This window comes from Brachybacterium massiliense, from assembly GCF_900184245.1.
Lineage (GTDB): Bacteria > Actinomycetota > Actinomycetes > Actinomycetales > Dermabacteraceae > Brachybacterium > Brachybacterium massiliense.
Genome location: NZ_FXXB01000008.1, coordinates 990,567 through 1,015,899, shown reverse-complemented (window position 1 = coordinate 1,015,899; position 25,333 = coordinate 990,567). Strand labels below are relative to the sequence as shown.

Sequence of the window (25,333 nt, the reverse complement as noted above, 5' to 3'; positions counted from 1 at the left end):
GCGAAGGGTTTTCCCCAGGCGGCGCGCACTGCGGTCAGATGAAGGACGTCCAGGTGGTGTCGGCGTCGATCAGCCAGTGGTTGCGCAGGGTGAGCGCTCGCTCGAAGGCGGCGATGATCCCGGCCACCAGCAATGCGGTGTTCAGCCATGCGGGCAGCTGAATCGGCGAGGTGAACGTCCCCACCTGCGCGGCGACCACCTCCAGGGACGTCACCAGCTCCACCGCCTGCGGCACCATCAGCACCAGGCCCACCAGCAGGATCAGCACCGCGACCAGGCCCACCATCCGGCTCACGGCCGGGTGACGGCGGGCGAAGCGAGCCCGCAGGCCCTCCGCTGAGCGACGGTGCGGCCGCAGCACCTCCGCCGGGGAGCCGTCCTCGCGGACATGGTGGATGCGGGTCAGCCCGTAGTCGCTGGTCCCCACCTCGATCACACCGCCCGGCACGGCGAACGCCACCGGCGGGTTCGCGATCTGCTGCTGGAATCCGTCCTGGTACAGGGCGACCGGGGCGTGGCGCGCGCCCTCGGCGATCTTCCCGCCCTCGAGCGGGGTGGCCAGCAGGCGGACGTCGACCGCGTACTGTGCGGTGCGGCCCTCGGACTCCTCCGGGTCGAGGAAGAACTGGGCGCGGGTGAGCAGCTGCCACCAGGCCAGCGGCTTCAGCGCGCTGCCGTCACCGGGCTTCGCCCGCCGCAGCTGCCGGGAGCGCTTCAGTCGCTGGAACATGGGCCCTCCTCTAAGTGGCATCGCGACGCCGCGCATCTGCGACATGTTCCCATTCCAACGGATCCGTCGGCCGATGCACCAGTGCTATCTGTCATCTCGTCCGAAGGGAGGAGAGGGGCGTGCGGCGGGGTCGCTGCGTGCTGGGACCGGTGCCGATCGAGCTCCGCTGCTCACACCACTCCGCGCACTCCCTTCCGCGCACTCCCTTCCGCTCAGGCACCGCCCCTGTGTCGCATCTGCGCGGGCAGCCCTTCGAGCAGGCGCAGCCACAGCTCGGAGACGGTGGGGAAGCTCGGCACCGCGTGCCGTAGCACGTGCACCGGCACCGCGCCGACGATCGCGATGCTCGCCCCGTGCAGCAGCTCGGACGCCTCCGGGCCCACGAACGTCGCGCCCACCAGGCAGTGCGTGCGCGCATCGACCACGAGCTGGGCGGTACCGTGCGCGTCCTCGCGCAGCAGCGAGGCCCCCGCGGCGCCGTTGAAGGGGACCTGCGCGGTGACCACCTCGATGCCCTCCTCGCGGGCCGCAGCCGCGGTGAGCCCGACGGAGGCGACCTGCGGCTCCGTGAACACCACCTGGGGGACCGGCACCGTCTCCGGCTCCGGTTCGAGCGCCTCACCGCTCGCATCTGCCCGGATCCGCTGCCCGATCACACGCGCGCGGTACTTGCCCCAGTGCGTCAGCGGCGCCTCCCCGCTCGCATCTGCCCGGATCCGCTGCCCGATCACACGCGCGCGGTACTTGCCCCAGTGCGTCAGCGGCGCCTCCCCGCTCGCATCACCCACCGCGTGCAGCCACGACGGCAGCGGCCGCGCAGTGGTGCCGTCGGCCCGGGGCTGTGCGGCGGCGGTGATGTCCTGCCCGCTCAGCCCGATCTCCTCGAGGCCCAGGTCATCGAGCCGCGGACGGCGACCGGTGGCGGCCAGCACCTCGTCGACCACGATCTCGCGGGTGCCGCTCGCGTCCTGGACCTGCAGTGTCACTGCCCCGCCGTGGACGCGGCCGAGGCCCGTTTCGCGAGCCTCCTCGCGCTCGGCGGAGACGACGCTGATGCTGAGCTGGACCGTGACTCCTCGCTCTTGCAGAGCATCGAGCACATGCTTCCCCGCGAACGGCTCGAACCCCCGCAGCAGCGCATCACCACGCACCAGCAGCGTGACCTCGCTCCCGAGCGCCGCCATCCAGGTCGCGGCCTCCACGGCCACCACTCCGCCGCCGACGATCGCCAGTCGCTGCGGGACCTCCTGCACCCCGGTTGCGTCGCGCGAGGTCCAGGGGGACAGCTGTGCGAGCTCCGGCGGGATCGTCGCGCTCGACCCGCTGGCGAGCACCACCGCACGCCGAGCGTGCACGCGCGTCGCCCCGGCCTCGGGGTCGCCGGACCCCGCCTCCGACGGGGGTGTGACCAGCACTTCTCGCTCGCTGACCAGCCGGCCATGACCCCGGAGCACCTGGATACCGGCGCTCGCCGCCCATTCCATCTGGCCTGAGTCGTCATAGTGCGAGACCCACTGATCCCGGCTCGCCAGCAGCTTCTCCTGCTCGAGAGTGGGGGCGGAGAGCCCCGGCAGATGGGCCGCCGTGTCCGCGACCGCCGTCGGCCGCAGCAGCACCTTGGACGGGATGCACGCGTAGTAGGAGCACTCGCCGCCGAGCAGCTCGGACTCGACGATCACAGCGGAGAGGTCGGTGCCCTCGATCGCGTACTGGGCGAGGTTCTCTCCGACAGGACCCCCGCCGAGCACGACGACGTCGGCGGTGATCTCGGAAGCAGGGGTGGGCGTGGACGGGGCATCGGTTCCCATGTCCGCACGCTACGCCGCTGCGGCCGCGCCGTCACGGGGCCGACGCACACTCCGACCGCTCCGTCCGCTGCGTCTCTTCTGCCCGCTGTTCCCGCTGCCGTCTCCACGATTGCCTTCCACCCCTGCCGGCTTCCCTCTGTCGCGGCGCTGCACTCCGCCTCAGCCATCGTCTCCTCGCGGGCGCTCCATGTCCCGTCTCTCTGGGCATTGTGGATAACCCACGTCTGTGGAGGAAAGAATGTCCGGGAGAATCGTCTGCTGACCTCTTCGGTCAGGTCTCGCGGAGAACTCCACGAAGTTATCCACAATCTCCGTCGGGACTGTCGAATGTCGGACCCTCTCGATAGTCTCGAGGTATTGGACAGGCGCAAGGACCCGCCGCTCACGATCACCGATGATCGTGGCCGCACAGCACACCCGAGAGGAGGTGGAGGGCGATGAGCACAGCCGCGATCGCCTTCCCTCCCTCCGACGAGGACGGCGAGGAGCAGGTAGCGGATGAGGCCTTCCTCGCCTCCCTTCCCGCGTACCTGCGAAACGTCAGCGCCCGCCGGGAGCTCACCCGAGAGGACCTTCCTCGTCGCGGCGGCAGCATGGATGATCCCCAGCTCAGCGCGGCGGCGCAGCGGGTCTGGGATGCCGAGAAGCACGAGGCCCGCTGCCTGGCGGAGAAGCACCGCGCCCTCGCCGAGCTCTACTCGCACGACGGCGACTATGAAGAGGTCGCCGAGGTCGATGCCGTCGACACCACTCGTGCAGCGCTCGCCCTGAGAGTCACGGGAAGCGCCGCGGGCTGGCACCTGCGCGACGCCTACCAGGCCGTGCATCTGTTCCCGCGATGCCTCGACGCACTCGAATCCGGGAAACTGCCGTCCACATGGTTCCAGAAGATGCTGAAATCCTCACGATCGCTGTCGGACAGCTCCCGCAAGAACCTGGATGTCGCCGTGGCGAGCTGGTCTTCGGATATCAGCCCCGAACGTTTCTTCACCCTGCTGAAGAAGCTGATCTCCATCCTGCAGGAGCGAGAGGACCGTCCCGACCCGGCGAGCACGCTTCCGCGCAGCGTCGAACTGCTGCCATGCATCGAGCCCGGGATGGGCACGATCCAGATCTCGGGACCGATCCCGGAGATCCTTGCGCAGTGGAAGCGCCTCGACGAGTCAGCCCGAGCGGTCCAGGCGGCACAGCGTGCTGCCCTCCGCGAGGGCACGCCCATCCCGCATGATCCCGACGGTGAGGTCCTCCGGACCGGCAAGTCCCTCTCCCTCGCCACGCTCCGCTTCGCCCTCTTGGCCGCGGCGGAGCTGGACACCGACGGGGTCGAGGTGCCGGCTGAACGCTTCCGCCTGAACGTCACCGTCCCAGCCCTGACCCTGCTCGGCGCCTCGGACGAGCCCGGCATGCTCGACGGGACCATCCCGCTGCCGCCCTCGATGGCCCGCGCTCTCGCCGGGGACTCCGAGGTGTGGCACCGCGTGCTCACCGGCGCGGCCAGCGGCGCCTTTCTCCCACTCCCGGCGGAGAGATTCGTGCCCACCGCCGCGATGCTCGAGCACCTCCGCCTGCGCAACGGCATGTGCGCGGTGCCCGGCTGCACCCGCCCCACCTCCTGGGCCTCCGAATGCGACCACATCGAGGAATGCCGCCGCGGCACCCCTGGCGCCGGAGCGCTCACCGAGATCGAGAACCTCCACCTGCTGTGCTGGCAGCACCACCTCGACAAGACCAACGGACTCCTCGACCCCACCCGGCTCCCCACCGCTCCCACCGAGCCCGGCCGCACCCGCTGGGCCGTCGGCCGGGACGGCGCGGACGTGGTCACCGTGATCGACGACCTCGACACCGCGAGCATCACCATCGCCGAAGAGCTCGCCGTGGCCTGGGCCTGCTTCCTCCGCGGCACCCACGCCGGGGAGCCCGCCACATGGCCCACCGACGCCGAACCCGCGGATCAGGCCAGGGCAGGCCGGGTGATACCCCTCGAACGCTGGGACACCTCCTCGCACGAACCGCCCGGACAGTCGCCGGTAACCCGGCCCCCGAGCCATACCGATTCCTCCGCGACCGGAACGAGTCGCCCCACAGAAGGGGCAGACCCGCCATCGGGCCGGCCCGACCCTGCCCGGCGTGACACCGAGACCCCACCGACGCGACCCGAGATCCCACCCGGGCCGTGGGACGACCAGGGCCCGCCACCCTTCTGACCGGGCAGCCGCACCACTCTGACCGGGCAGCCTCACCACGCGGTCCCGCCCGCACCCCGCCGTACCCGGCGCACCACCCTGTGCGTCGGGGCGTCGGCATGCCTGCGACCAGCGGGATGTGCATGGCGGCGTCGACTGTCGGTGCTCGCTCGTAGAGTCGTGCCCATGAAGATCCTGCACACCTCGGACTGGCACCTCGGGCGCACCCTGCACAAGGTCGACCTGCACGAGCACCAGGCCGCCTTCCTCGACTGGCTGGTCGCCCTGGTCGAGGAGGAGCAGGTGGACGTGGTGGTCATCCCCGGCGACGTCTACGACCGTGCCGTCCCCGCCGTGACCAGCGTGAAACTGCTCGACAGCGCCCTGGCCCGCCTCGCCGCGACGGGCGCGACCGTGGTCCTCACCTCCGGCAACCACGACTCCCCGGAGCGTCTCGGCTTCGGCCGCAGCCTCATGAAGGTCGGCATCCACCTGCTCACCGACGTCCCCGGTATCGAGCATCCTGTCTCCGTCAGCGACGAGCACGGCGAGGTGCTGTTCTTCGGTCTGCCCTACCTCGAGCCGGACCGTGCCCGCATCGAGCTGGTCGGCGAGGACGAGGCCCCCCTGGCCCGCAGCCACGAGGCCGTCACCCGCGCCGCCCTGGACCGTGTGCGCGAACGCGCCGCGACCCGACCCGGCGCCCGCACCGTCGTGCTCGCCCACACCTTCGTCACCGGCGGCGAGGGCAGCGACTCCGAACGCGACCTCTCCGTCGGCGGCGTCGACTCCGTGCCCGCCGGAGTGCTCGGCGGCATCGACTACCTCGCCCTCGGCCACCTTCACGGCTGCCAGGACCTCACCGCGACCGTCGGCGCCCCCGCCTGGTACTCCGGCTCCCCGCTCGCGTTCTCCTTCTCCGAGCGCCACCACCGCAAAGCCGTGCTCATGGTCGAGCTCGGCGCCCCCGGCACCCAGACGCAGGTGCGACGCGTCCAGACCCCCGTCCCGCGGCCGCTCACCGAGCTGCGCGGCACCCTCGAGCAGATCCTGGAGCACGCGGGCGAGCACGGCGGGGACTGGCTGAAGGCGATCGTCACCGACCCCGCACGCCCCGCCCACCTGCAGGAGAGACTGCGCGAAGCCTTCCCGCACCTGCTGCTGACCGAGTACGCACCCGAGGGCCGCGCGGCCCGCGAGGGCACCCCCGTGGTGCGCCGCGAGCAGAACCCCCTCGAAGTGATGGACGAGTTCCTCGCCCACGTCACCGGCGCCGCCCCCACCCCCGCCGAGCACGCCGTCCTGGACCGCGCCTACACCGCTGTGCGCCGGCAGCAGGAGGCCTCGTGAAGCTCCACCACCTGCGACTGACCGGGATCGGCCCCTTCGCCGGCACGGTCGAGATCGACTTCGCCGCCCTCGGCGCCGGGGGCATGTTCCTGCTGGAGGGCCCCACCGGCTCCGGCAAGTCCACGATCCTCGACGCGATCGTCTACGCGCTGTACGGCCAGGTCGCCGGCAGCGACGCGAGCGGTGACCGGATCCGTTCCCAGTTCGCCGCCCCCACCGAGCCGAGCGTGGTGGACCTGGTGTTCGAGACCGCCTCCGGCATCTACCGGGTGCGCCGCCAGCCCGAGTTCCAGCGCCCCAAGCTGCGCGGCACCGGCACCACCAAGGAGCAGGCCAAGGCGGTGCTGTGGCGGATCGGCTCCCCGCAGCTGATCGAGAGCGTCATCGCCGACACCGCCGGCAACGCCCCGGGCCTCGAGGCGATCGCCACCCGCATCGACGAGGTGGGTCGCGAGATCCAGCGCGCCGTGGGCCTGAGCCGCGACCAGTTCACCCAGACCGTCCTGCTGCCCCAGAACGAGTTCGCCCGCTTCCTGCGCGCCGGCACGGGGGAGCGCCAGGCCGTGCTCCAACGCGTCTTCGGCACCGAGACCTACGCCGCGGTGGAGAAGCAGCTCGAGGAGATGCGCAAGCAGGCCAAGCGCGAGGTCGACGCCGCCCACCAGACCCTCAGCACGGCGCTGGCCCGCTTCACCGAGGCCACCGCCCTCGAGGACGAGCAGGTGCGCGCCCTCGAGGACCACGCCGGCGCGCTGCGTCTCGAGCCGCTGGCCGCGCTCGCCGAGGAGCACGTCGAGGCCGTGACCACCCGGGCCGACGAGGCTGACGCCGCCGCCCAGAAGGCCGGGACCGCCGAACAGGTCGCCCGCACCGCCGCCGAGGCCGCGACCGCCGCCCGACAACGCATCGACCGCCGCCGCGAGCTCGACGCCCTCGCACAGCGGCTCGAGCAGGAGAGGCCCGCGCTCGAGGCGGCCCGCACCTCGCTGCAGCGCGACGAGACCGCGCGGCCCGTCCTCGACGTCCTGCGCCGCCGCGACACCGCCGCGACACAGGTCGCCGCCGCGGTCGAGGCGCTCGCCGAGCGCGCGAGCACCACCCCGGCGCAGCACCGCGATCTGGTGGACCTGCTCGAGGGGGAGGAGGCCGACGAGAACCTCGCCTCCGCCGCGGACGAGGCCACCGCCGCCGCCGGCTCCCTCACCGCCCTTGCCGAGCTCGAGACCGGACTGCCCGCACGGGAACAGGCGCTCCAGGCACGGCGAGAGACGCTCGACGCCGCGAAGACCGCGCTCACCGAGCTCACCGAGCAGCTCGCGGCCCGCCCGATGAAGCGCACCGAGCAGGTCGCCGCGCGCGACGCCGCCCGCAAGGACGCCGCCGCGCTCGGGGACGCACGCCTCGCACTGCACGCCGCGCAGGAGCGGCAGCGGGCCACTACCGCCGCCGTCGAGCAGGAGAAGCAGGTCGCGGCGCTGCGAGAGAAGGCCGCGGCGACGCTGCGCAGCGCGCAGGAGGCCGCGACCACGGAGGCCGAGCTGCGGCGTCGGCGCTTCGCCGGGATCGCCGCCGAACTCGCCGTGGACCTCGCCGACGGGGAGGCCTGCCCCGTGTGCGGCGCCGTCGAGCACCCCCACCCTGCAGGAGCCGCCGAGGACGCGGTGAGCCCCGAGCAGGTCGAGGCCGCGGAGAAGCAGCGCCGCACCGCCGAGACCGCGCAGGCCCGCGCCGAGCAGGACCACGCCCTCGCCAGCCAGGAGCTCACCCGGCTCCGCAAGGCCGCCGGGGACCTCACCCCCGAGACCGCGAAGAGCGCCGTCGACACCGCGCACGCCCAGGTCGAGGCCGCGCGCCGCGCCGAGCAGAGCGCCGTCCAGCTCGAGCAGGCCCTGGCCGCCTTCGACGAGGAGACGGCCCGCCTCATCCGCCGCAAGGAGACCGGCGCCCTCGACGTCGAGCGGGAGAGCACCGCGCTCACCGCCGCGGCCGACGCCCTCGAGACCGACCGCACCACGATCATCGAGGCCCGCGGCGAGGACGAGTCGATCGCCGCGCGCCGCCGCGCCCACACCGCTCGCGCCCGCGCCGCGACCGCCCTGCGCGAAGCGCTGCGCACCCGCACCCAGGCTGAGCAGCGCAACGCCGAGCTCGCCCAGGAGGCCGAGCAGAGCCTCGCCAGCAGCGGCCTCGCGACTGCCGAGGCGGTGCGTGCCGCCGTGCTCCCCGCCGAGGAGCGCACCCGTCTGCAGAAGCAGGTCCAGGCCCGCGCCGTCGAGGAATCCCGACTCAGCGACGGCATGGCCGAAGAGGGCATCGCGGCGGCGGACGCGTCCGAGGAGGCCCGCGCGCAGGCCCAGGCCGCCGTGGACGCCGCCGCCGAGACGCTCACCGCCGCGCAGGCCGCCGCCCGCGAGGCCGCCGGGCACGCCGCCCGTCTCCGCGGCATCGCCGAGCGCAGCACCGCCGCCCGGGCCGCGCTCGAGACCGCCTCCGAGCAGGTGCGCACCGTCAGCGAGACCGCCGGCATCACCGTGCGCGTCGCCGACCTCGCCACCGGCCGCTCGAGCGACGGGGAGCGCGTGCAGCTGTCCACCTACGTGCTCATGTGGCGACTCGACGCCGTGATCGAGGCCGCCAACGCCCGCCTCGCCCTGTTCTCCGGCTCCGACCTCGAGCTGCTGCGCGACACCGGTGCCCGCGGCGCGAAGAAGACCGGGCTGGACCTGCTGGTGCTGGACCGCCGCACCGATCAGCGGCGCGTGCCCGAGACCCTCTCCGGCGGCGAGACCTTCTTCGTCTCCCTCGCCCTCGCGCTGGGCCTGGCGGACATCGTCATGGGCGAGGCCGGGGGAGTGCAGATGGAGACCCTCTTCATCGACGAGGGCTTCGGCTCCCTCGACCCCGAGACCCTCGAGACCGTGGTGCGCGAGATCGGCCGCCTCGCCGAGAGCGGGCGCGTGATCGGTATCGTCAGCCACGTCGGCGACATGAAGGCCCAGATCGCCGAACAGATCCACGTGCGCCGCGGCGCCGACGCCCGCTCGAGCCTGACCGTGACCGCCTGAACCGGCTCAGAACCCCCGACGGAACAGGTCTTCGACGCCGTCCCGCGGGTCGGGGTCCTCGTCCAGCCGTCGTTCCTCCCGCGCGAACAGCGGCACCTGCCAGCGCGTCAGCAGCGGCGCCAGCAGCGCGCCGATCCACGCACCGATCCCGTTCGCGATCAGGTCCTCGATGTCCGCGATCCGCACCCCGCACGGGTACAGCCCGAACGCGCCCGTGTACTGGGTGACCTCGATCAGCGCCGACAGCAGCATCGACAGCGCCACCGAGGTGGTCGCATCCTGCCGGAACACGCCCCGCAGGATCATCCCCAGCGGCACGAACAGCGCCATGTTCATCAGCACCTGCAGCACCGGGAAGCTGGTCGCGAGCTCGAGCAGACCCGCCCCGCCGCGCTGCATCCCCAGCACCTCGGCGACGGAATGGAAGGGATCCCACCGCGCCACTCCGCCCGAGCGGCTGCGACAGGTGACCTCCACGTCATAGGCGGGAGCGACCGTCAGCCCCGCGAGCGACATCGTGTACACGCAGATCACCGCGACCCCCACCAGCCGAGCGGGCCGCACCCGCCCGAAGCGTCGGCGCTGCAGCCAGATCGAGGGCAGCAGAATCAGGGCGAACACCAGCAGTCCGCCCGCGATGCCCACCAGCGCCAGCCGCATCAACTCGCTCACGCCCCGCACGCTACGACCCGATGCTGGGCGCGGCCAGAGCCATCCCCACCCACCGATAGGATGGACCCGGCCCAGCAGACGCTTTCCCGCAGGCGCACCGCTCTGCACCGCACCGCCGAACACCCCACAACCCCCTTGGAGGACGACCGTGGTGGACTCCCTGACCGTCCAGATCATCGTGACGGTCCTCGCCGGACTGGCCTACGTGGTAGGCCTCGCGGGCATCATCGTGCCCGTGCTGCCCGGCACCATCACGCTCGTGATCGCCACCCTGATCTGGGCGATCGTCGTGGGCGGCTGGCCCGCCTGGGTCGCCTTCGGGCTCGTGCTCGTGTTCGGCGCGATCGGGATGACCAGCAGCTACGTCCTCACCGGGCGTCGCCTGCACGCCGCCGAGGTGCCGATGTGGCCGGTGTACGTCGCGATCGCCTCCGGCATCGTGGGCATCTTCGTGATCCCCTTCCTGGGCCTGCCGATCGGGTTCCTGCTGGGCCTGTACATCTCCGAGGCGATCCGCCAGAAGGACTGGAGGAAGGGCGTGAACTCCGCGGTCGTCGCGGTCAAGGCGCTCGGCATCGGGATCATGATCGAGTTCTCCCTCGCGATGCTCTCCACGATCACCTTCGCGGTCGCCGTCGTCGTCCACTTCGTCACCGCATGAGCGCCCCCGACCCGCTGACCCGGCAGCACCCTGCCGTCCTGCTGCCCGGCCTCAAGCGCCTGCTGAAGGGCTCCTGGGAGCAGAAGCGCTGGTTCCTCCTCGCCGTGATCGGCGCGATCGCCTTCGCGCTGCTGCAGATCGCGACCTCCGCCGTGATCGGCCGCGTCACCGAAGAGGTGATCGTGCCGTCCTTCCAGCGCGGCGAGGCGGCCCCGGTGCTGATCCTCGGCGGCGGCCTGGCGATCCTCGGCATCGCGGTGGCCCGCGCCGTGACCGTGATGGCGCGGCGCATCTTCGCCGCCGCCACCCAGTTCGACCTGTTCCGGCTCTACCGCGAGCGGATCGTCGAGGTGTACGCGAAGGTGCCGCTGCTATGGCACCGCCGCCAGGCCACCGGCACCCTGCTCAGCTCCGTCTACTCCGACGTCGAGGCGACCTTCTTCGCGATGGCGCCGTTCCCCTTCGCGCTGTCCACCATCGTGATGCTGGTGTACGCGACCGTGGTCGTGGCCCGTATCGACCCGATGATCCTGCTGGTCATGCTCGCGCTGATCGTGCTGCTGATCATCCTCAACGTGATGCTGCAGCGCTTCGCCACCCCGATCGCGATGCGCTCCCAGCAGCTGCGCGCCGAGGTCGCCGAGATCGCCCACGAGTCCTTCGACGGCGCGAACGTGGTGAAGTCGCTGGGCCGCGAGGACGTCGAGGAGAAGCGGTTCAGCCGCGCCGCGGACGATCTGCGGGAGACGGGCATCCGCTTCGGCTACATCCGCGGATGGTTCGATCCCGCGATCGACGCCCTGCCCAACCTCGGCATCCTCGCCGTCGCCGTGCTCGGCGCCTGGCGGATCGGGGACGGCCACCTCACCACCGGCCAGCTGGTCGAGGTCGCCTACCTCTTCACCCTGATGTCCTTGCCGATCCGCTCCTTCGGCTGGGTGCTCGGGGACCTCTCCCGCACCGTCGTCGGCGGCGGCCGCGTTCAGCAGATCCTCGACGTCCCCGATCAGCGCACCTACGGCCCCGACCCCTTGCCCGAGGGCCCCGGCGTGCTCGAGATCGACGCGGTCTCCTTCGTCTACCTCGATGACCCCTCCCAGGTGATCCTCGGCCGCGGCCAGAGCACCGCCGACCTCGCCGTGCGCGAGGGCCACGCCCTGCACGACGTCAGCCTGCGCGCCGACCCCCGCGCCGGCACCCGCGTGCTCGCCGTCGTCGGCGCGACCGGCTCCGGCAAATCCAGCCTCGCCCTGCTCGCCGCCGGCCTGGTCGAGCCCACCCGCGGCACCGTGCGCCTCGACGGCGCCGAGCTGCGCACCCTCACCGCCGACGCGCTCACCGCGGACGTCGCCCTCGTGCTCCAGCAGGCCTTCGTGTTCGACGCGACCGTGCGCGAGAACGTCACCCTCGGCGAGGACATCGACGAGGCCACCGTGCGCTGGGCGCTGCGCGTCGCCCAGGCCGAGGAGTTCGTCGACGCCCTCCCCGAGGGCCTGGACACCGAGCTGGGGGAGCGGGGCGGCTCCCTCTCCGGCGGCCAGCGCCAGCGCATCGCTCTCGCCCGGGCACTGGCACGCAGGCCACGCCTGCTGATCCTCGATGACGCCACCAGCGCCTGCGATCCCAGCGTCGAGCTCGCGATCCTCGACGGCATCCGCCGCGAGATGACCGACTCGACCCTGCTGCTGATCGCCTACCGCAAATCCACCATCTCCCTCGCGGACCAGGTGGTCTTCCTCGACCACGGGCGGGTCTCGGACACCGGCACCCACGAGGAGCTGCGCGCCCGCAGCGCCGGCTACCTCGCGCTGGTCGACGCCTACGACGAAGCGGCGATCTCCCACAACCTGCTCGAGGCCTCCTCCCCGCAGCCCAGCGACGGCCCCGACCCCGCCGTGGGTGTGCCCGCCGAGAGCGAGCGCATGGTCGCCGTCGCCGTCGAGCGCCGCGGCGCCGGCCGCCACCGCCACGAGGAGTCCGGGGCCGATGAGGGCGAGTGCGAGGTGCCCACCAGCACCGGTGCCGTGCCCGCCGTCGGCGCCGATCAGGAGGACGACCGATGACCGCCCCCACCTCCTCCGCCCTCGGCGGCGAGACGACCACCGACGAGGGCGCGCTCGCGACCATCCGCCGCGGCCTCGCCCTGACCCCCGACCTGCTGCGCGGACTGTGGATCACCCTGCTGCTGGCCGTGATCGCGACGGCCGGCAAGGTGGTCGTGCCGATCGCGGTGCAGTCCATCCTGGACCGCGGCATCATCGCGCCCGAGACCCCGGACATCGCCTTCGTGGCCGGCGCCGCCGGTCTCGCCGCGCTCGTGCTGCTGGTCACGGCGACCTGCAACGTGCTGATGAACCGGCGCCTGTTCCGCCTCGCGGAGACGTCGCTGGCCACCCTGCGCAAGCGCGCCTTCCGCCACATCCACGACCTCTCCCTGCTCACCCAGGGCACCGAGCAGCGCGGCGCGCTCGTCTCCCGCGTGACCAGCGACGTCGACACCGTCAGCCAGTTCATGAGCTTCGGCGGGATCATGCTGGTGGTGATGAGCTTCCAGCTCCTGCTCGCCACCGCCGTGATGCTCTTCTACTCCTGGCCGCTCGCCCTGGCCGTGTGGATCTGCTACCTGCCGATCCTGCTGATCATGGGCTCGCTGCAGAAGCGGATCCGCGCCCGCTACCAGGTGGTGCGCACCAACGTCGGCCGCATGCTGGGCGCCGTGTCCGAGTCCCTCGTCGGCTCCGCCACCGTGCGCGCCTACGGCACCGAGGAGCGCACCCGCCGCGGGCAGGTGGACCGCATCGGCGAGGTGCGCGATGCGCAGTTCGCGGTGCTCAAGCCCCAGTCCGCGTCGTTCTTCCTCTCGGAGACGGCCGACGGTCTCGCCACCGCGGTGGTGGTCGTGGTCGGGATCCTGCTGGGCACCGGGGCGCTGGGCCTGGACCTGCCCGGTGCGGACCTCACCGCCGGCGGCGTGATCGCCTTCGTGTTCCTCGTCTCCCTGTTCAGCCAGCCCGTGCGGATGGGCATCGAGATGCTCTCCGAGGCGCAGAACGCGGTGGCCGGCTGGCGGCGCGTGCTGGGCGTGCTCGACACCCCGGCCGACGTCGCCGACCCCGCCGGTGCCATGGACCCCCACACCGGAAAGCACCGCGAGCCCGTCGAGGGCGCGACGCCGCTGCCCGAGGGGCTGCTCGACATCGAGATCCGTGCGCTGCGCTTCGCCTATCCCACCGGGCCCGAGGTGCTCCACGGCATCGACGTGGACATCCCCGCCCGCTCCCGCATTGCGATCGTGGGCGAGACCGGCAGTGGCAAGACCACCTTCGCCAAGCTGCTCACTCGCATGATGGACCCCGCCTCCGGCGAGATCCTGATCGGCGGGATCCCGCTGCACCTGATCCCGTACTCCTCCCTGCGCGAGCGCGTGATCATGGTGCCGCAGGAGGGCTTCCTCTTCGACACCTCCGTGGCCGGGAACCTCCGCTACGGCCGGCCCGAGGCGAGCGAGGCCGAGATGCGCACCGCGCTCGAGGAGCTGGGCCTGGCCACCTGGGCCGACGAGCTGCCCGAGGGGCTCGACACCCCCGTCGGCCAGCGCGGCGAATCCCTCAGCGCGGGGGAGCGGCAGCTGGTGGCCCTGGCCCGCGCCTACCTCGCCGATCCGGACATCATCGTGCTCGACGAGGCGACCAGCGCCGTGGACCCCGCGGCGGACGTGCGCCTGCAACAGGCGATCGACGGCCTGGCCCGCGGCCGCACCACGATCACCATCGCCCACCGCCTCTCGACCGCCGAGCGCGCGGACCGGATCATGGTGCTCGACCGCGGAGACCTGGTCGAGCACGGCACCCACGCCGAGCTGGTCGCGCTCGAGGGCGGGATCTACGCGGGGCTGCACCGCTCCTGGATCGCGCACCGCAGCGAGCGCTGAGCACGGGCCCTGACATGAGCGATCCGCTGCACCCGCCGATCCCTCCGATCTCCGCGCGCCACGAGCCGCGCTTCCGCACCGCCGAGCGCAAGCACGCCCTGGCCGCCGCCTTCCAGGACCAGGGAGAGGACTACGACCGGCTGCGCCCCGGCTACCCCGCGGCGGCGCTCGAGGAGATCCTCGCGCAGGCTCCGGAGGCCGACGGGCGCGCCCGGCGCGCGATCGATCTCGGCGCCGGCACCGGCAAGCTCTCCTGGGCCCTCGCCGCACGCGGACTCGAGGTCACCGCCGTGGACACCAGCGCCGCGATGCTCGAGACCGCGAGGCGCGGCGGTCCGGCGGGCACGCTGAGAACCCACCTCGCACCCGCCGAGGACACCGGGCTCGCGGCGGGCTGCGCGGAGCTGGTCACCGTCGCGCAGGCCTGGCACTGGTTCGACGCGCAGGCGGCGTCGGCCGAGGCGGTGCGGCTGCTGGCCCCCGGCGGAGTGCTCGCCCTGGTGTGGAACATGCTCGATGTGACGATCCCGTGGGTGCACCGCCTCTCGCGGATCATGCACGCCGGTGACATCCACCGCGAGGACTTCCTGCCCACCGTCGGCGCCGGCCTCGAGCTCACCGCCCGCAGCGTCCACCAGTGGGAGGATCCGATGCCCACCGGGGACGTGATCGACCTCGCCCGCACCCGCAGCTACGTGATCACCGCCCCCGAGGAGCGCCGCGCGAGAGTGCTCGCGAACCTCGACTGGTACCTGCACGAGCACCTCGGGCATACGCCCGGTGCGACCGTCGGCGTCCCCTACCGCACCGACCTGTTCCTCTACCGCGCCGCCGGGGTGGGGATCGGCCCCGACGCCGACGCCCGGCCCCGCCCTTCCTGACCCGTCGACCGTTGCGCAGTTGGCGTTCTCTCGTTGACCGTTGCGCAGTCGGTGCTTTGAGGGCTCAGAACGCCGATTACGCAACGTTCGGGGACTCAGAACTCCATCTACGCAACGCTCGGAGCCGGAGCAAGCGCGGGTTCTCGCGGCACCCGGCAGATTCTCGCGACATCAGGCGGAGTTTCGTGACTCCCGACGGAACCTCGCGGTGCTGGGCGGGGTCCGGCACGGTCCGGGGGGCGGAAGCTGGAGGTGGCGTCGCCATCTACGGCTTCTGCGCTCATGTGCCGGAGCGCCACCCTCGGGACAGAAGCTCCTCGCGTACGAGGCGGATGGCCGGCGCGCACTCCTGGCGGAGGTCATCCTTGTAGAGACGGACCTCGGTGAACCCTGCGGACTTCACGGCGCGTGCCCGCCGGATGTCGCGCTCGACCTGCCTCGGGTCGTTGTGCCCCGCCCCTTCGTACTCCGCGCACAGCCTGAACTGCGGCCATTGGAAGTCGGGGGAGTGCCCGGACTCGCTCCGGGAGCCGAGCAGCGGCACGTTGATGTCCGGCTCTGGCAAGCCGGCGTCTTGGAAGGCGAGACGGAGCATCGTCTCCTTCGGGGAGTCAGCGCCCACTCGCATCCGGTCGAGCGCCGCACGGAGCACGGTGGCGTGCCTGCCCGTGGCGACATCGCGAAGCTCGGCGGGCGTGCACCAGGGTTCCTTCCGACCTTCGAGCGCCGGGCGGGGGATGCGGAGCAGATGGTCCCCGGCGGCGATCAGCGCGGAGGGTGAAAGATGCGCGGCGAGATCGTGCCAGGTCCGCGCACGGGTGGTCATCGGCATCGGAGAGGTGCGACCGGTGGGAATGTGGTGGTAGCTCGTCGAGTGGACGTCCGCCGAGGTCAGGGACAGATCATGCCAGCGGATGACGTTGTCGGAGCGACCCCGCGCGCGGAAGCTCGTGACCTCCACGGGCATCTCGGGATTCCAGCGCTCGAGGTGACGGGTGAGGGGGATCTTCAGCAGCCGCGCCGCGGAGAGGCCGACGATCACGAGGTCGGGATCGTGGCGGCAGAGCGCTCCCGCGACGTTCGCCTCCTCGAGCGGTGCATCTCGGCGGGCATAGAGCCCTCGGCGCAGCCGGCGGAGATCGGGCCGACGCAGGCGCTCAGCGGACACCCCGGCACGGAGCGCCTCGGCCCGGGAGAACACGGGCCAGGGGAGCGCTGCGGGGAGCTCGGCGGGACGGCGGACCATGCCCCCAGCATGAGTGCGCCGGGGAGGACAGCTGGAGTTGTCCACAACGCCCAGCTCAGCGGCCGGTGGGACGGGTGAGGAAGGGGATGAGAGGTGGGGACGTCGAGGGATGAGCGCCCGAGGAGGGCGCGGATGGGATGCGCGCCCCAGCGCCGAAGTCCGTTGCGACAGGGGTCCGCAGCGCAGCGACCGTTGCACAGTGGTGCTCAGCTCGTCGACCGTTGCGCACGTGGTGCTCTGCGGGCTCAGAACGCCGACTGCGCAACGGGACATGACCATCGCCCCGCCCGGGGCTCAGCCCGTGGCGCCGCCGGCGTCGGAGGCTTCGCCCTCGGGCGGGGCGATGGTCATGTCGGTGACCCGCCAGCGCTCGCCGTCCCAGGCGACGGTCGCGATGATCTGACCGGTCTCCTCGCTGAGCTGGTTGGCCTGCAGCGACGGGTCATCCACCAGGATCGACTCCTCCTGCGTGAACTGGGCGACGACCGTGCCCGTGGCGGGCGGCTCGCCGGTCCCCTCGAAGGAGGTGGAGTGCACCGTGAAGGCGCCGTCCACGAGGTAGCCGCCCTGCTCCGCGAGGACCTCGGCATTGTCCAGGAAGCGCACGCACACCTGGCAGTTCGGATCCACCGAGCCCTCCCACACGGAGACGTCCCCGCTGCTCATCATGTAGTCGTAGGACTCGAGCAGGTAGGTGAGCGTGGCCTCGGCGCCCGCGCCGTCGTGCTCGGTGAGACCGGCAGGCTCCTCGGGACGGGGCAGCTCGGGGCGCGGCGGCTGCTCGGCGGGGTCCGCCGTCGGCCGGTTCTCCGGGTTCTCGACCGCCTGCTCCTCGGGGCCGGGGCCCAGCAGCTGGCTGAGGCCCACCGCTCCCAGCGGGACCACCAGCAGGAGGGCGAGGGCGACGACGATCAGGCGCTGGACGGGACGTTTCACGCGCCCCACGGTAGACGACGCGCCTGCGCGCGATCGGCGCGCTCCCATCTCTCCGCTCCCCGTGATTCCGCCCTGCGCGGGCCCTCCGGAAGTCGGATGCCATCCGTCGGCCTCTGCGCCTATGCTTTCCGGGTCGAGGGATCCGTGCCGGGGACCGTCGGCACTTCGGAAGGAATCTCGTGACCCTGCTGCGTCTGGTGCTGCGAGGCCTGAAGCCGTACTGGATCTGGGTGCTCATGGTGGTGCTCTTCCAGATCGTCGGCGTGCTGGCCGCCCTGTACCTGCCCACCCTCAACGCCGACATCATCGACGACGGTGTCGCCAAGGCCGACGTGCCCGTCATCTGGGAGCTCGGCCAGCTGATGCTGCTGATCTCCTTCGGGAACATCATCGCGCTGGTCGCCGCGAACTTCTTCGCCGCCCGCTCGGCGATGAGGACCGGCAAGGACCTCCGCTCCGAGGTGTTCGCGAAGGTCAGCTCGTTCTCCCCGCGCGAGCTCGCCGAGTTCGGCACGCCCTCGCTGATCACCCGCTCCACGAATGACGTGCAGCAGGTGCAGATGCTGATCTTCTTCTCCCTGAACATGCTGGTCCAGGCCCCGGTGACCGGCATCGGCGGGGTGGTGCTCGCGCTGCGGGTCGAGCCGGGGATGGCGTGGCTGATCGCCGTGATGGTGCCGGTGATGCTGGTGGCCGTCGGGATCCTGATCCTGAAGGCCGCGCCGCTGTTCAAGCAGATGCAGGGCAAGATCGACGACATCAACGGGGTGCTGCGCGAGCAGATCGCCGGCATCCGCGTGCTGCGCGCCTTCGTGCGCGAGGACCGCGAGCGCGAGCGCTACGGCGTGGTCAACCATGAGCTGACCGATCTGAACCGCCGCATCGGCCTGCTGATGATCCTGATCAACCCGATCATCATGTTCATCCTCAACGTCTCCAGCGTGATGGTGCTGCTGGTGGCGGCGCCGCGCATCGAGGCCGGGCAGATGGAGATCGGCTCGATCACCGCCTTCATCGCCTACCTGATGCAGATCCTCATCGCGGTGATGATGGCGACCTTCATGACGATGATGATCCCGCGCGCGATGGTCTCCGCCGACCGCATCACCGAGGTGCTCTCCACCGAGACCAGCGTCCACCAGCGCACCGATGGGATCCGCGAGATCGAGGGCCCGGTCGAGCTGACCTTCGACCGCGTCTCCTTCACCTATCCGGGTGCCGAGCGGCCCGTGCTCGAGGACATCTCCTTCACCGCCCGTGCCGGGCAGACCGTCGCGATCATCGGCGGCACCGGCGCCGGCAAGACGACGCTGATCAACCTGGTGCCGCGCCTGATGGACGTGAGCGAGGGGCGGGTGCTGCTGAACGGGCACGACGTGCGCGAGCTCGACGCCCGGGTGCTGTGGGACCGGGTGGGCCTGGTGCCGCAGCGGCCCTACTTGTTCTCCGGCACGGTCGCCTCGAACCTGCGGTTCGGGGATCCGAGCGCGGACGAGCAGGAGCTGTGGCACGCCCTGACCGTCGCGCAGGGACGCGACTTCGTGGCCTCGATGCCGCTCGAGCTCGAGTCCCCGATCGCGCAGGGCGGCACGAACGTCTCCGGCGGGCAGCGCCAGCGCCTGTGCATCGCCCGGGCCCTGGTCGCCCGGCCCTCGCTGTACCTGTTCGACGACTCCTTCAGCGCCCTGGACCTCACCACTGACGCCCGCCTGCGCGCGGCGCTCGCCCCTGAGGTCGAGGACGCGCTGATGCTCGTGGTCGCCCAGCGGGTCTCGACCATCACCTCGGCGGATCTGATCCTGGTGCTGGACAACGGCCGGATCGTCGGCCAGGGCACCCACCCCGAGCTGCTCGAGAGCTCGGAGACCTATCGCGAGATCGTGCGCTCCCAGGGCGTCGAGGAGGAGGTGTCCTGATGACCGCCTCCAAGGACGAGTCCATGACCTCGGAGACTACGCCCGAGACCACCCCGGAGACCGTGCCCGCTGCGGGCGATGAGGCCTCCGCCGCCGCCGAGATCGCCTCCGAGAAGGACGCCGCCCGCGGGCTGCGCCCCGGCCAGAGCGCGAAGAGCTTCTGGCCCTCCACCAAGCGCCTGGTGCGCGAGATGGGCCCGGAGAAGACCTACCTGTTCCTCGCGATCGCCGTCGGCGTCATCTCCGTCGCCTTCAGCGTGGTGGGGCCGCGCATCCTGGGCCGCGCCACCGACCTCATCTTCACCGGCATCATCTCGAAGGAGCTGCCGGCCGGCGCCGATCCGGCCGACGTCATCGCCCAGCTGCGCGCCGACGGGCAGGACCAGTTCGCCGACATGCTCTCGGGCATGACCCTCACCCCCGGCGAGGGCATCGACTTCGCGGCGCTCTACCAGACCCTGGGCCTGGCCGTCGGCCTCTTCGCGATCGCCGCGCTGCTGATGTGGCTGCAGGGGCTGGCCCTGAACCGGATCATCTACCGGATGGTCTCGCGCCTGCGCCGCGATGTCGAGGAGAAGCTGCACCGCCTGCCGCTGGCCTACTTCGACCGGATGAAGCGCGGCGAGATCCTCTCCCGCGTCACCAACGACATCGACAACATCCAGAACACCCTGATGAACACGGTCACGGGCCTGGTCAACTCGATCCTCATGGTGGTCGGCGTGCTGGTCATGATGCTGACCATCTCCTGGCAGCTCTCGCTGATCGCGCTCGCGGTGATCCCGGTGGCGCTCGTGGTCACCGGCATGGTGGGCAAGCAGGCGCAGAAGCTGTTCGCCCAGCAGTGGGACGCCACCGGCGTGGTCAACTCCGAGGTCGAGGAGGCCTACACCGGCCACGGCCTGGTGACCGTGTTCGGCCGGCGCGACGAGGTCGCCGCCCGCTTCGAGGAGCGCAACGAGACCCTGTTCCGCGCCACCTTCGGCGCCCAGTTCGTCTCCTCGCTGATCATGCCGCTGATGATGTTCGTGGGGAACCTCAGCTACGTGGCCGTGGCGATCGTGGGCGGTCTGCGGATCGTCTCCGGCCAGCTCACCCTCGGGGACGTGCAGGCCTTCATCCAGTACTCGCGCCAGTTCACCCAGCCGCTGTCCCAGGTCGCCTCGATGGCGACCATGCTGCAGTCCGGCGTGGCCAGCGCCGAGCGGGTCTTCGAGCTGCTGGACGCCGAGGAGCAGGAGCTGGAGACCACCGTGGACACCGCCGCGGCGGGCATCCGCGAGGGCCGTGTCGAGTTCGAGCACGTCGCCTTCTCCTACAGCCCCGAGCGCGAGCTGATCCGGGATCTGTCGCTGGTGGCGGATCCCGGGCACACGGTCGCGATCGTGGGGCCGACGGGGGCGGGCAAGACCACCCTGGTGAACCTCGTGATGCGCTTCTACGAGGTGGACGGCGGCCGGATCACGATCGACGGGATCGACATCCGCGACCTCACCCGCGCCCAGCTGCGCGAGCGCACCGGGATGGTGCTCCAGGACACCTGGCTGTTCAAGGGAACCCTGAGGGAGAACATCCGCTACGGCCGCCTGGACGCGAGCGACGACGAGGTGATCGAAGCGGCCCGCGCCACGCACGTCGACGACTTCGCCCGCCAGCTGCCCGAGGGCTACGACACGATCGTGGACGATGACGAGTCCACCCTCTCCGCCGGCGAGAAGCAGCTGGTCACGATCGCTCGCGCGTTCCTGGCCCGGCCCAGCCTGCTGATCCTGGACGAGGCCACCTCGAGCGTGGACACCCGCACCGAGGTGCTCGTGCAGAAGGCGATGAACGCGCTGCGCGAGGGTCGCACCTCCTTCGTGATCGCCCACCGCCTCTCCACCATCCGCGACGCGGACCTGATCCTGGTGATGGAGGACGGCGACATCGTCGAGCAGGGCGATCATGATCAGCTGCTCGCGCTCGGCGGGGCCTACGCACGGCTGTACCGCTCGCAGTTCGAGGGCGCCGCGGTGGACATCGACGCGGAGGAGGCGGCCGACGGGCCCGCGGACGAGGTCGAGACGACGACCGGACCGATGGCGCTCGGCAGCTGACCCGGCGGTGCGACGCTCCGTGCCGGAACCCGCAGAGCAGGGAGCCGCCGGTGAGACGCACGACAGCAAGTTGTTCTCATGCAGTGCAGTGAATACTATTCATCGGTGACCTCCCTCCGACCCCGCCGCCGCAGCCTGCTGCGCGCCGCGCCGCTCGCGCTGGCCACCGGCCTGCTCGCCCCGACGCTGGCCTCGTGCACCCGCGCCTCCGAGCGCCTCGACGCCGAATCCGATGCCGTGCCCGAGGTGGACCTCGCCGACATCACCGAGGTGCCCGAGATCGCCGCGCTGGTGCCGGCGGAGATCCGCGAGCGCGGCGAGCTGATCAACGGCGCCGCCCTGAACTACGCACCCGGCGAGTTCGTCGGCTCGACCGGTGAGGCGATCGGCTACGACATCGACATCCTCGCCGCGATCGGCGCGGTGCTGGGGCTGTCCACCCGCACCGAAGCCGCGGTGTTCGCGCAGATCATCCCCGCCGTCGGCTCCACCTATGACGTGGGCATCTCGAGCTTCACCGTCAACGAGGAGCGGCTCGAGGCCGTCTCGATGGTCTCCTACTTCCAGGCCGGCATCTCCTACGCCGTCAAGGCCGGCAACCCCTATGACATCCACCCCGACGACCTGTGCGGCAAGCGCGTCGCCCTCCAGGTGGGCACCTACCAGGAGGAGCTGTCCATCGAACGCTCCCAGGAGTGCCGCGACGCCGGCGAGGGCGCCTACGACCTGCTCGCCTACGCCTCCAACTCCGATGCCGCCACGAACGTCGCCGGCGGCAAGGGCGACATCCTCATGGCCGACTCCCCGGTGACCGCCTACGCGATCGCTCGCTCCCGCGGCACCCTCGAGGGGATCGGCGAGATCGAGGAGTCGGCGCTGAACGGCATCGTCGTCGCCAAGGACCAGCCCGAGCTGGCCGAGGCGCTGCGCGCCGCCGTGCAGCACCTCATCGATTCCGGCCACATGGAGCGCATCCTCGCTGCATGGGGCAATGAAGCAGGCATGATCCCGACCGCGGAAGTGAACCCCCAGCCGTGAGCACCACCCAGACCCCCAGCCCCTCCGGCCCCGCGGCGGAGCAGCGATTCACCCCGATCCGTGCCAAGGCCGCCCCGCGCCCCGGCACCTGGATCTCCGCCGTCATCGTCGCCCTGCTGGTGCTGGCGCTGATCTCCTTCCTGGTGACCAACCCGGTGCTCGAATGGGGCACCGTGGCCACCTACCTGTTCGACATCAAGGTCGTCCAGGGCGTGGGCTGGACGCTGCTGCTGACGCTGCTGTCGATGGTGCTCGGCACCGTCGTGGCGCTGACCGCCGCGGTGATGCGCCGCAGCGAGAACCCCGTGCTGCGCGGCGTGAGCTGGGCGTACATCTTCGTGTTCCGCGGCATCCCGGTGTACACCCAGCTGGTGTTCTGGGGCCTGTTCACCGTGATCGTGCCCAAGATCGTGATCGGTGTGCCCTTCGGGCCGGAGCTTCTGAGCTTCTCCACCCGTGACCTGCTCACCGCGTTCTGGGCCGCCGTGATCGGCCTGGGCCTGAACGAGGGCGCCTATCTCGCCGAGATCATCCGCTCCGGCCTGAACTCCGTGGACAAGGGCCAGACCGAGGCCTCCAAGGCGCTCGGCATGGGCAACGGCACCATCCTGCGCCGCATCATCGTGCCGCAGGCGATGCGCGTGATCGTGCCGCCGCTGGGCAACGAGACCATCGGCATGCTCAAGACCACCTCGCTGGTGCTCGCGGTGCCCTTCACCCTCGACCTCACCTTCGCCACCAACGGCATCGCCAACAAGCTGTTCACCCCGATCCCGCTGCTGATCGTCGCCGCGCTGTGGTACCTCGCGATCACCAGCGTGCTGATGGTGGGCCAACACTTCCTCGAGAAGCACTTCGGGCGCGGCTTCGACGATCGCACCCCCGCCGCCGGGCAGGGCCGACGCTCCCGCCAGGCCGCCGTGAACAGCGCAGGCACCACCCCGCAGAACCCGCTCCCGGAGGTGGAGCTGTGATGAGCACCGATCCCCAGAACACCCAGAGCACTCAGCCCGTCGAGAACGCCGTGATCCGGGTTGAGGGCGTCCACAAGTCCTTCGGCGCGCTGCATGTGCTCAAGGACTGCGACCTCACCGTGCGCTCGGGCGAGGTGGCCGTGCTGGTGGGCCCCTCCGGCTCCGGCAAGTCCACCCTGCTGCGCTGCATCAACCAGCTCGAGGAGCCCACCGCCGGGCGGGTGCTGATCGACGGCGTGGTCCAGGGCTACGAGCCCGACCCTCTGCCCGACGGTCGCTGGCAGAAGCTCTCCTCCGCCCAGATCGCCGCCCAGCGCTCCCGCATCGGCATGGTCTTCCAGCGCTTCCACCTCTTCCCGCACCTCACGGCGCTGGGCAACGTGATGGAGGCGCCCGTGCAGGTGCGCGGGCTGCCCAAGGCCGCGGCCGAGAAGAAGGCACGGGAGCTGCTCGAGCGGGTGGGCCTCGGCGACCGCGCCGACCACTACCCCTCCGAGCTCTCCGGCGGGCAGCAGCAGCGCGTCGCGATCGCCCGCGCCCTGGCGATGGACCCCGAGCTGATGCTCTTCGACGAGCCCACCAGCGCCCTGGACCCCGAGCTGGTCTCCGAGGTGCTCAGCGTGCTGAAGGACCTCGCGGCCGACGGGATGACCATGGTCGTGGTCACCCACGAGATGGGCTTCGCCCGCGAGGTCGCCGACCAGGTGGTGTTCATGGACGAGGGCCGCATCCTCGAGCGCGGCACCCCCGAGCAGGTCATCGACCACCCCGAGTCGGATCGCCTGAAGGGCTTCCTCGCCTCGGTGCTGTGAGCACCCGCCGGCAGCACCGGCACAACCCAGCGCGCCCCCGCACCGGCATCGGGGCGGGGGCGCGCTGCGTCGGGGCCCGGGTCAGGCGGCGGGGATCTCGAACTCGCCGCGGAACTCGGGGACGGTCTCGTTCTCGCCGAGGATCTTCATCTCGGGTCGCACGTAGGCGCCCTGGAGGGTGTCGCCGGTGGTCTCGACGTAGATCGGGATGTACCCGGTGGCCTCGCCGTCGCGGCGGGAGGGCCCGTCGAAGTACTCGAAGCCGGCTTCGATCATCTCGTCGTCGGCGCTCGCGGCGTAGTTGACCTCCTCGCCGTCGTCATCGAGCAGGAAGTCCCTCTGGCTGATGACGCCGCCGTAGATGTCGCCGGGGGTCACCTTCACCTCGAGGTAGATCATCTCCCCGTCGGGGTTGTCGCTGGCCATGTAGTACTCGGTGGGGTTGTGGCGCACCGCGGAGACGATGGTGATGACGTCCCCGGTCTCCTCGTCGGTGAACTCGGTGCCGATCTCCACCACGGCGCCCTCGGTGGCGGCGTCAGCGCCCTCGGCATCTTTCTCGGCGGCGTCGTCCTCCGAGCCGTCCTCTGCGGCGCTGTCGTCGGCCTCGTCCGCCTCGGCGTCCTCGTCGGCGCCGTCGGCCTCCTCGGTGTCGGCGTCCTCCGCGGCCGCGTCGTCCTCTTGCTCCTCCACCCCGGCGGCCGGAGCGTCAGGCGTCTCGGTGGTCTCGTCGGTGCCGCCGCAGGCGGTCAGCGCGAGCATGGTGGCGGCGGCCAGGGCGGCGCCGCGGGCGATGATGGTGCGTGACATTGTGTCCCCTTCTGTAGTCGATGGAAAGACTGTAGAAGGGTCTGCGACCAGAGTCGATGGGGAGCACTCCCCGGTCAGAGGAGCATGGGGAGGACTCCCCATGGGCTGCGGCAGGGGTGCCCGCGCACCGCTCAGAACCGCGCCAGGCGCTCCTCGATCCTCCGGCTGCGCGAGCGGTCCTGCTCCCCGTGGGAGTGGTCGCGCCCGTGCCAGTGCGCGGG

At 71.4% G+C, this 25,333-nt stretch carries 18 protein-coding genes; 12 read left to right on the top strand and 6 right to left on the bottom strand.

Annotation, left to right across the window (positions count from 1 at the left end):
• Nucleotides 1-34: 34 nt before the first annotated feature.
• Nucleotides 35-730 (bottom strand): hypothetical protein, encoded by a 696-nt coding sequence (locus BN4251_RS14690; protein WP_087485782.1) that lies wholly within the window; start codon nucleotides 728-730, stop codon nucleotides 35-37.
• A gap of 212 nt (nucleotides 731-942) precedes the next feature.
• A complete protein-coding gene (locus BN4251_RS14685) occupies nucleotides 943-2,538 on the bottom strand; it encodes a dihydrolipoyl dehydrogenase family protein (protein WP_087485781.1) in 1,596 nt (531 codons plus the stop codon).
• Between the two features lie 437 nt (nucleotides 2,539-2,975).
• Between BN4251_RS14685 and BN4251_RS14680 the strand changes: the two genes are divergently transcribed.
• From BN4251_RS14680 to BN4251_RS14670, 3 genes are all read left to right on the top strand, one after another.
• Nucleotides 2,976-4,745 carry an HNH endonuclease signature motif containing protein gene (locus BN4251_RS14680; RefSeq protein ID WP_087485780.1) on the top strand — a complete coding sequence of 590 codons (1,770 nt, stop codon included), beginning with the start codon at nucleotides 2,976-2,978 and terminating at the stop codon, nucleotides 4,743-4,745.
• Between the two features lie 165 nt (nucleotides 4,746-4,910).
• A complete protein-coding gene (locus BN4251_RS14675; RefSeq protein ID WP_087485779.1) occupies nucleotides 4,911-6,074 on the top strand; it encodes an exonuclease SbcCD subunit D in 1,164 nt (387 codons plus the stop codon).
• Nucleotides 6,071-9,139 carry an AAA family ATPase gene (locus BN4251_RS14670; RefSeq protein WP_087485778.1) on the top strand — a complete coding sequence of 1,023 codons (3,069 nt, stop codon included), beginning with the start codon at nucleotides 6,071-6,073 and terminating at the stop codon, nucleotides 9,137-9,139. The genes BN4251_RS14675 and BN4251_RS14670 overlap by 4 nt, the downstream gene beginning before the upstream one ends.
• Nucleotides 9,140-9,145: 6 nt before the next feature.
• Here BN4251_RS14670 and BN4251_RS14665 read toward each other — a convergent pair whose 3' ends face one another.
• Complete coding sequence (locus BN4251_RS14665) at nucleotides 9,146-9,811, bottom strand: VanZ family protein (protein ID WP_087486403.1); 666 nt, start codon at nucleotides 9,809-9,811, stop codon at nucleotides 9,146-9,148.
• Between the two features lie 151 nt (nucleotides 9,812-9,962).
• Here BN4251_RS14665 and BN4251_RS14660 point away from each other — a divergent pair, with 151 nt between their 5' ends.
• Genes BN4251_RS14660 through BN4251_RS14645 form a run of 4 tightly spaced genes read left to right on the top strand, consistent with a single transcriptional unit; the run spans nucleotide 9,963 to nucleotide 15,284 of the window.
• On the top strand, nucleotides 9,963-10,472 hold the full coding sequence (locus BN4251_RS14660) for a DUF456 domain-containing protein (RefSeq protein ID WP_342744531.1): 510 nt from the start codon (nucleotides 9,963-9,965) through the stop codon (nucleotides 10,470-10,472).
• Nucleotides 10,469-12,535 (top strand): ABC transporter ATP-binding protein, encoded by a 2,067-nt coding sequence (locus tag BN4251_RS14655; protein WP_087485776.1) that lies wholly within the window; start codon nucleotides 10,469-10,471, stop codon nucleotides 12,533-12,535. Before BN4251_RS14660 ends, BN4251_RS14655 begins: the two co-directional genes overlap by 4 nt.
• Complete coding sequence (locus BN4251_RS14650) at nucleotides 12,532-14,403, top strand: ABC transporter ATP-binding protein (RefSeq protein ID WP_087485775.1); 1,872 nt, start codon at nucleotides 12,532-12,534, stop codon at nucleotides 14,401-14,403. Before BN4251_RS14655 ends, BN4251_RS14650 begins: the two co-directional genes overlap by 4 nt.
• 14 nt (nucleotides 14,404-14,417) lie before the next feature.
• On the top strand, nucleotides 14,418-15,284 hold the full coding sequence (locus BN4251_RS14645) for a class I SAM-dependent methyltransferase (RefSeq protein ID WP_087485774.1): 867 nt from the start codon (nucleotides 14,418-14,420) through the stop codon (nucleotides 15,282-15,284).
• Nucleotides 15,285-15,564: 280 nt separating this feature from the next.
• Here the strand turns inward: BN4251_RS14645 and BN4251_RS14640 are convergent, their stop codons facing one another.
• Entirely contained in the window at nucleotides 15,565-16,530 is a 966-nt protein-coding gene (locus BN4251_RS14640) for a PDDEXK family nuclease (protein WP_087485773.1), read from the bottom strand.
• 294 nt (nucleotides 16,531-16,824) lie between these two features.
• Nucleotides 16,825-17,466 carry a DUF6318 family protein gene (locus BN4251_RS14635; protein WP_170931978.1) on the bottom strand — a complete coding sequence of 214 codons (642 nt, stop codon included), beginning with the start codon at nucleotides 17,464-17,466 and terminating at the stop codon, nucleotides 16,825-16,827.
• A gap of 179 nt (nucleotides 17,467-17,645) precedes the next feature.
• On the opposite strand from BN4251_RS14635, the gene BN4251_RS14630 reads away from it, so the two are divergent.
• The 5 genes from BN4251_RS14630 (at nucleotide 17,646) to BN4251_RS14610 (ending at nucleotide 24,302) form a co-directional block, all read left to right on the top strand.
• Nucleotides 17,646-19,382, top strand: coding sequence for an ABC transporter ATP-binding protein (locus BN4251_RS14630; RefSeq protein WP_087485771.1), 1,737 nt, complete (start codon nucleotides 17,646-17,648; stop codon nucleotides 19,380-19,382).
• On the top strand, nucleotides 19,382-21,478 hold the full coding sequence (locus BN4251_RS14625; protein ID WP_425426205.1) for an ABC transporter ATP-binding protein: 2,097 nt from the start codon (nucleotides 19,382-19,384) through the stop codon (nucleotides 21,476-21,478). Before BN4251_RS14630 ends, BN4251_RS14625 begins: the two co-directional genes overlap by 1 nt.
• 105 nt (nucleotides 21,479-21,583) lie before the next feature.
• A complete protein-coding gene (locus BN4251_RS14620; protein WP_087485770.1) occupies nucleotides 21,584-22,516 on the top strand; it encodes an ABC transporter substrate-binding protein in 933 nt (310 codons plus the stop codon).
• Nucleotides 22,513-23,490, top strand: a complete 978-nt coding sequence (locus BN4251_RS14615; RefSeq protein ID WP_087485769.1) for an amino acid ABC transporter permease — start codon at nucleotides 22,513-22,515, stop codon at nucleotides 23,488-23,490. Before BN4251_RS14620 ends, BN4251_RS14615 begins: the two co-directional genes overlap by 4 nt.
• Nucleotides 23,490-24,302, top strand: coding sequence for an amino acid ABC transporter ATP-binding protein (locus BN4251_RS14610; RefSeq protein WP_087485768.1), 813 nt, complete (start codon nucleotides 23,490-23,492; stop codon nucleotides 24,300-24,302). Before BN4251_RS14615 ends, BN4251_RS14610 begins: the two co-directional genes overlap by 1 nt.
• A gap of 81 nt (nucleotides 24,303-24,383) precedes the next feature.
• Here the strand turns inward: BN4251_RS14610 and BN4251_RS14605 are convergent, their stop codons facing one another.
• Entirely contained in the window at nucleotides 24,384-25,112 is a 729-nt protein-coding gene (locus BN4251_RS14605; RefSeq protein WP_087485767.1) for a hypothetical protein, read from the bottom strand.
• Nucleotides 25,113-25,333 lie beyond the last annotated feature (221 nt).

What these genes read in the sequence shown, in the direction of transcription:
- BN4251_RS14690 (WP_087485782.1), bottom strand. Translation starts at nt 730, where the DNA reads ATGTTCCAGCGACTGAAGCGCTCCCGGCAGCTGCGGCGGGCGAAGCCC.
- BN4251_RS14685 (WP_087485781.1), bottom strand. Translation starts at nt 2,538, where the DNA reads ATGGGAACCGATGCCCCGTCCACGCCCACCCCTGCTTCCGAGATCACC.
- BN4251_RS14680 (WP_087485780.1), top strand. Translation starts at nt 2,976, where the DNA reads ATGAGCACAGCCGCGATCGCCTTCCCTCCCTCCGACGAGGACGGCGAG.
- BN4251_RS14675 (WP_087485779.1), top strand. Translation starts at nt 4,911, where the DNA reads ATGAAGATCCTGCACACCTCGGACTGGCACCTCGGGCGCACCCTGCAC.
- BN4251_RS14655 (WP_087485776.1), top strand. Translation starts at nt 10,469, where the DNA reads ATGAGCGCCCCCGACCCGCTGACCCGGCAGCACCCTGCCGTCCTGCTG.
- BN4251_RS14650 (WP_087485775.1), top strand. Translation starts at nt 12,532, where the DNA reads ATGACCGCCCCCACCTCCTCCGCCCTCGGCGGCGAGACGACCACCGAC.
- BN4251_RS14645 (WP_087485774.1), top strand. Translation starts at nt 14,418, where the DNA reads ATGAGCGATCCGCTGCACCCGCCGATCCCTCCGATCTCCGCGCGCCAC.
- BN4251_RS14640 (WP_087485773.1), bottom strand. Translation starts at nt 16,530, where the DNA reads ATGGTCCGCCGTCCCGCCGAGCTCCCCGCAGCGCTCCCCTGGCCCGTG.
- BN4251_RS14625 (WP_425426205.1), top strand. Translation starts at nt 19,382, where the DNA reads ATGACCGCCTCCAAGGACGAGTCCATGACCTCGGAGACTACGCCCGAG.
- BN4251_RS14610 (WP_087485768.1), top strand. Translation starts at nt 23,490, where the DNA reads ATGAGCACCGATCCCCAGAACACCCAGAGCACTCAGCCCGTCGAGAAC.
- BN4251_RS14605 (WP_087485767.1), bottom strand. Translation starts at nt 25,112, where the DNA reads ATGTCACGCACCATCATCGCCCGCGGCGCCGCCCTGGCCGCCGCCACC.